This is a genomic window from Rhizobium sp. CBN3 (genome assembly GCF_030518245.1).
Classification (GTDB): domain Bacteria; phylum Pseudomonadota; class Alphaproteobacteria; order Rhizobiales; family Rhizobiaceae; genus Rhizobium; species Rhizobium aethiopicum_A.
Map to the genome: position 1 here is coordinate 1 of NZ_JAULSE010000107.1, position 419 is coordinate 419.

Consider the following 419-nt stretch of genomic DNA (forward strand, 5'->3'; position numbering starts at 1 on the left):
CGGACCGTATCGGTTCCCGCATCGGCCGCTTCCGTGACGATGTCACCGCCATGGTCGACGACATAGGTGTCGTCACCCTCACCGCCGATCAAGCTGTCGGCCCCGCCTCCGCCATTCAGCGTGTCGTTGCCGGTGCCGCCGGTGATCGTGTTGGCAAGCGCATTGCCGGTGCCGCTGAAGCTGGCAGATCCCGTATAGGTCAGGTTCTCGACATTGACCAATGCGGCGATCGAATAAGCTGCAAGCGCCGTGCGGATTTCGTCGGTGCCGGCGCCAACCGCCTCGTTGACGATGTCGCCCGCACTGTCGACCACATAAATGTCGTTGCCGGCGCCGCCGTTCAGCGTGTCGTTGCCGATTCCGCCGTCAAGCGTGTCGTTGCCGGCGCCGCCGGTGATCGTGTTGACGAGCGTATTGCC

At 64.0% G+C, this 419-nt stretch carries 1 pseudogene; it reads right to left on the reverse strand.

The features are described 5' to 3' along the window. Positions 1-419 (reverse strand): annotated as a pseudogene (locus QWJ46_RS31170) (protease); the annotation flags it as partial.